General features: G+C 69.1%; 6 protein-coding genes and 2 pseudogenes. 2 read left to right on the plus strand and 6 right to left on the minus strand.

Annotated features, from left to right (window positions below; genetic code table 11):
- Positions 1-137: 137 nt before the first annotated feature.
- The 3 genes and pseudogenes from QMK24_RS40675 to QMK24_RS40685 form a co-directional block, all read right to left on the minus strand.
- Positions 138-311, minus strand: a complete 174-nt coding sequence (locus QMK24_RS40675; RefSeq protein WP_283471952.1) for a CsbD family protein — start codon at positions 309-311, stop codon at positions 138-140.
- A 170-nt stretch (positions 312-481) separates the two neighbouring features.
- Positions 482-718, minus strand: a pseudogene (locus tag QMK24_RS40680) (STAS domain-containing protein); the annotation flags it as partial.
- Positions 719-1,104: 386 nt separating this feature from the next.
- Positions 1,105-1,275, minus strand: a complete 171-nt coding sequence (locus QMK24_RS40685; protein WP_283471953.1) for a hydrophobic protein — start codon at positions 1,273-1,275, stop codon at positions 1,105-1,107.
- Between the two features lie 337 nt (positions 1,276-1,612).
- Here QMK24_RS40685 and QMK24_RS40690 point away from each other — a divergent pair.
- Positions 1,613-1,840 (plus strand): annotated as a pseudogene (locus tag QMK24_RS40690) (transposase); the annotation flags it as partial.
- A gap of 139 nt (positions 1,841-1,979) precedes the next feature.
- Entirely contained in the window at positions 1,980-2,135 is a 156-nt protein-coding gene (locus tag QMK24_RS40695) for a hypothetical protein (RefSeq protein WP_283471954.1), read from the plus strand.
- A 115-nt stretch (positions 2,136-2,250) separates the two neighbouring features.
- On the opposite strand, the gene QMK24_RS40700 is transcribed toward QMK24_RS40695, so the two are convergent.
- The 3 genes from QMK24_RS40700 to QMK24_RS40710 all read right to left on the minus strand — a co-directional run.
- Positions 2,251-2,532 (minus strand): hypothetical protein, encoded by a 282-nt coding sequence (locus QMK24_RS40700; RefSeq protein WP_283471955.1) that lies wholly within the window; start codon positions 2,530-2,532, stop codon positions 2,251-2,253.
- Positions 2,529-3,860 (minus strand): RNA polymerase sigma factor, encoded by a 1,332-nt coding sequence (locus tag QMK24_RS40705; protein ID WP_349307968.1) that lies wholly within the window; start codon positions 3,858-3,860, stop codon positions 2,529-2,531. Before QMK24_RS40705 ends, QMK24_RS40700 begins: the two co-directional genes overlap by 4 nt.
- A partial coding sequence (locus QMK24_RS40710) for a YciI family protein (RefSeq protein ID WP_283471956.1) occupies positions 3,794-4,380 on the minus strand: 587 nt, incomplete at its 5' end. The genes QMK24_RS40705 and QMK24_RS40710, both read right to left, overlap by 67 nt.

Consider the following 4,380-nt stretch of genomic DNA (forward strand, 5'->3'; position numbering starts at 1 on the left):
GCCATCAACGGCCCCAGCTACCGGCTCAAGAACCGACTCGCCGCCATCGAACGCGACACCGACGCAGCCTGACACCTGAGCACGTTCAGCTGTACTTGGCTGAGCACTTCAACGAGTACGCGGACACGGGGGCCGGGTCAGTGCTTGAAGGCGTCCTTGGCGTGTTCGCCGGCCTGCTTGAGGTCGCCCTTGGCCTGGTCGGCCTTGCCTTCGGCTTCGAGGCGTTCGTTGCCGGTGAGCTTGCCGAGGGCTTCCTTGGTCTTGCCCTTGAGCTTGTCGCCGGTGTTCTCGGCCTTGTTCTTGGCGCTCATCACATCTCCTCAGCGTTGGTGTCTGCTGACCTGCGACTACCACCTCTGCCCGGGACCATGCGCCTCAACGCACGATTCTCTCCATCTGTGCGGTCACGTGGATCGGGTGGTGGGGGAGCCGGGGCCGGCCAGGGCGCCGTCAGTGGTGGGGTGGATGGGGATGAGGGTGTTCACCCGGTCAGGTGCAGGCGGCGCAGGGCGTGATCGGGGACGGCCGTCAGAGCGAGCGTGCCACCCCGCTCCTGGACAGCGGTGTAGATACCGATCAGCGCGCTGAGCCCCGAGGAGTCGAACGAGGCCACCCGTGCGAGATCCAGCACCAGGCCGGGGTGGGCGGGATCAAGCACCGCGAGAGCGGCCGCGGCCGCCGCGGCGGCGTGCGGATAGGCCAGGTCGCCGTGGATCTCGGCGACGCTACACGTGGTGCGTGGTGCGCCGGGTCACCCTCACGGGCACATCGTCCTGCGGCGGTGGTGTGTGGGTCATGAGCGGACCACTGCCCTGAGAACACCGGACCGGGGCGGTGCGCCGCCGCTCGATGAGGCGGTTTCGGCGCACCGTGAGGGCTGAGCCGGGGGCGTGTCCTGGTGGAGGCGGCGTGGGTCCACGCGACCCGGGACCCGCCCCCGACACCGGACGCCTGCCCGGGCAACGACTTTGACTCGTTCCTCACCGGCGCCCATCTGCGGAAAGCTCGCCCCAAACGTGACGGTGGCCCGGCTGGAACACGAGATCGCCATCGTGTTCCACCCGGGCCACCGGCACGAGCAAGGGTGTCCTGAAGCGGGTCAGGTCACCATCGGTACCAGCGGTTGCGGCCGCCACCGGTGGGGCTGCCGCGCATGACGAAGCCGAGGAGCCAGACCACCAGGACTATGACCGCGACCCACCACAGGATCTTTAGGGCGAAGCCGGCGCCGAACAGGATCAGCGCGAGAAGCAGGACGAGAAGTAGGGGACCCATAGCTATCAACCTCCTAGCCACCGCCTGCCCGGCCACCCATCCGACATGCACACGAATCACCGTGTGTGTCGATCATGGTCACGGGACGGGGCTGCGTGCCGTTCCAGATCTCCGGGCCGTGGCCGCGTCATTCCACCACCGCCGGGTCGTGCAGAGCTTCCCGACCGTGGTTCAGGCCTGCGATTTCAGGAACTCCGACAGGTCCCCGATCACGACGGCGCGCCCGATGACTTCGCCGTCGACGGTGACCCGTCGCTCGCCGTCCAGCCAGGGGTGCACCACCACACGTGCCTGCCGATCATCCATCCCCTCAGCTTGCCACCCGCCTGCGCCGGCCGCCGACCTGCCCGCCGACACCCCGCTGACCACCCTGGTCCGCCTCGCCAAGCTCCGCTGGCGCATCGAGCACGACTACCGGGAGATGAAGCAGGCCCTGGGCCTGGCCCACTTCGAGGGCCGGACCTGGACCGGCCGGCACCACCACGTCACCCTCGTCTCGGTCGCCCACGCCTTTTGCACCCTGCAACGACTGGCCCAAGCCCCAAAAGCAACGGCGCCGGTCTGAGCCTCTACCAAATCGTCCGCGAGCTGCAGATCCTGCTCGCCACCTGGACCGGCGCCTGCCCCACCTGCCACCGCAACATCCCCATACCGGCACCAACCTGACCAAGCACTACTAGTTCGGTCAACGGGTAAACACCCTGATGCTCCAGGACGTCCTGGCCGAACCGGCTTGGTCCAAACTGCTGGGCCCGGCCGACCGGCGGGGACTCACACCGCTGTTCTGGGGCCACGTCCGCCCCTACGGCGAGGTCCGATTGGACCTCGCCTCACGCCTGGACATCCGCGCACAGGATTGACCTGGCCGGCCGTATGGCGGCCGGGCTCCCGCCCGCAGATCGTGGACGGGTACCGCCGCCGAGCAGCTTCCGCACCGAGTCCTCATCCGGTGAGGCTGTCGAGTGCGGTCTCGGCTTAGTGCGGCCAGGTCTTGGCGTGGGCGGCGGGGATGGCGACCCAATCCTTGAAGGGGCGGTGTTTGCCGGACGGGTCGAAAAGTTCGGCTCCGCGCAGAGCGAGGGCTTCGGTGTGGGCGGGGGTTCCGTCGCCGAGCCGGAAGGCCAGCAGGTTGCCTTTGAGACAGGCGAAGGCTTTGCCGTGGGCTTTGAGGGCGCGTTTGCCGAACATCGCGCCGGCGATGGCGCCGCGCGGGGCGAGGTCGGCGGCGATGGCATCGAAGTGCGTGTCGGGGGTCATGGTGTGCTTCCTCGCTTTGGTGGTGGAGTGAGTTGGTCGCGTCGGCGGGTGAGGTAGTCGCGTTCGGTGTCGTTGCCGACCAGGGCCAGAGCCCGGTCGTAGGCGGGAATGGCCTCGCTGGTGCGGCCCAGGCGTCGTAGCAAGTCGGCGCGGGCAGCCGGCAGTAGGTGGGATTCGGCGAGCTGGCCGCTTTCCTGTAGTTGGTCAAGCAGCCGCAGTCCTGCGGCGGGGCCGTCGGCCATGGCGACGGCGATCGCACGGTTCAGCTCGACCATCGGAGAGGGGGCGGCGCGGGCGAGCAGGCCGTAGAGGGCGGTGATCTGCGGCCAGTCGGTCATCCCGCTGCTGGGGGCGTCCGCGTGGACGGCGGCGATCGCGGCCTGCAGCGCGTAGGGGCCCGGTGGTTGGGCCTGCAGGGCGGTGATCACCAGCTTCCGGCCCTCCACGATCAGGCCCCGGTCCCAGAGGGTTCGGTCTTGGTCTTCTAGGATGATGAGCCGGCCATCTGGGTCGAGGCGGGCGGGGCGGCGGGCGTCGGTCAGCAGTATCAGGGCGAGAAGAGCGGTGGCCTCGGCCTGCTCGGGCAACAGGTGGTGCAGGACACTGGCCAGGCGGATCGCCTCCGCGCAGAGCTCGGGGCTGATCTGGGCGGGGCCGGTGGTGGCGGCGTAGCCCTCGGTGAACAGCAGGTAGAGGACGGCAAGGACGGCCGGCGGCCGCTCGGACAGGTCCGCGCGGGTGGGGACGCGGTAGGGGATGGCGGCGTCGCGGATCTTGCGCTTGGCGCGGACGATCCGCTGAGCGATGGTCGGCTCAGCGGCCAGGAAGAGACGGGCGACTTCGCCGGTGGACAGGCCCGCCAGGCAGCGCAGGGTGAGGGCGACCTGCGCTGGTCGGGCCAGGGCAGGGTGGCAGCAGGTGAAGAACAGCCGTAGCCGCTCGTCCGGGATGTCGTCCTGGTCAGGGTCGGGTGGCGCGAGGGTGTGGGCCATGGCGGTCTCCGCGTGCAAGAGGGCGAGTTTGCCGGTCAGGGCCTTCTCCCGGCGGATCCGGTCGATCGCCGCGTTACGGGCTACCCGGGTCAGCCAGGCGGCCGGATGGTCCGGGATCCCGGCTTCGGGCCACCGGCGGACTGCTTGCAGGCAGGCGTCGGCCAGGGCCTCCTCGGCGACGTCCAGGTCGCCGAGGAGGCTGATCAGCCGGGCCACGACCCGGCCGTGCTCGGCACGGAAGATCCGCCCGAGTTCGTCACCGGTTCCGGTCAGGTCGGCATCACCGGACGCACCTCCACCGTTCCATGGCTCGCCCCCGGACAGCGGGCCGCCCACTTAAGCGCCTCGTCCAGGTCCGCGCACTCCAGCGCGAAGAACCCGCCCAATTGCTCGCGGGCCTCGGCGAACGGTCCGTCGGTGACCAGCCGCTCACCATCACGGACCGAGACTGTGGTGGCCGTGGCAGAGGGCTGCAGCTTCTGCCCGCCCCGCATCACCCCGGCATGTGCGACCGCGGCCGCGTACTCCTCGTACTCCTGGCCCAGCTTGGCCCAGTCGACCTCGCCGTCCTTGGATTCGTCCCGGTAGATCAGCACCAGATACTCCATGATCAAGCCTTTCGAGGAAACGTCGCGACAGGCGGCCCGGTGGCCGCTTGCTGAAGGCAGACGAACCAGCCCGGCCGGGATCGACGCGCACTTTGGACCACTGCGTCGTGGCAGGTCACCACAATGCCGGTGAGTTAGTGCAACGCTGCTGGTCAGACGCCTGAGCGCATGGGTTTCGATGGTTTCTTCCATGGTGACGTTGGGTAGCCCGTTGCGGTCTGGTGAGGGTTTGGACGACGGGCGGACAC

This window comes from Streptomyces sp. PH10-H1 (genome assembly GCF_030063355.1).
Lineage (GTDB): Bacteria > Actinomycetota > Actinomycetes > Streptomycetales > Streptomycetaceae > Actinacidiphila.

Bases quoted from the DNA above. Each gene is read 5' to 3' on its own strand.
- QMK24_RS40685 (WP_283471953.1), bottom strand. From the start codon at position 1,275: ATGGGTCCCCTACTTCTCGTCCTGCTTCTCGCGCTGATCCTGTTCGGC.
- QMK24_RS40695 (WP_283471954.1), top strand. From the start codon at position 1,980: ATGCTCCAGGACGTCCTGGCCGAACCGGCTTGGTCCAAACTGCTGGGC.
- QMK24_RS40700 (WP_283471955.1), bottom strand. From the start codon at position 2,532: ATGACCCCCGACACGCACTTCGATGCCATCGCCGCCGACCTCGCCCCG.
- QMK24_RS40675 (WP_283471952.1), bottom strand. From the start codon at position 311: ATGAGCGCCAAGAACAAGGCCGAGAACACCGGCGACAAGCTCAAGGGC.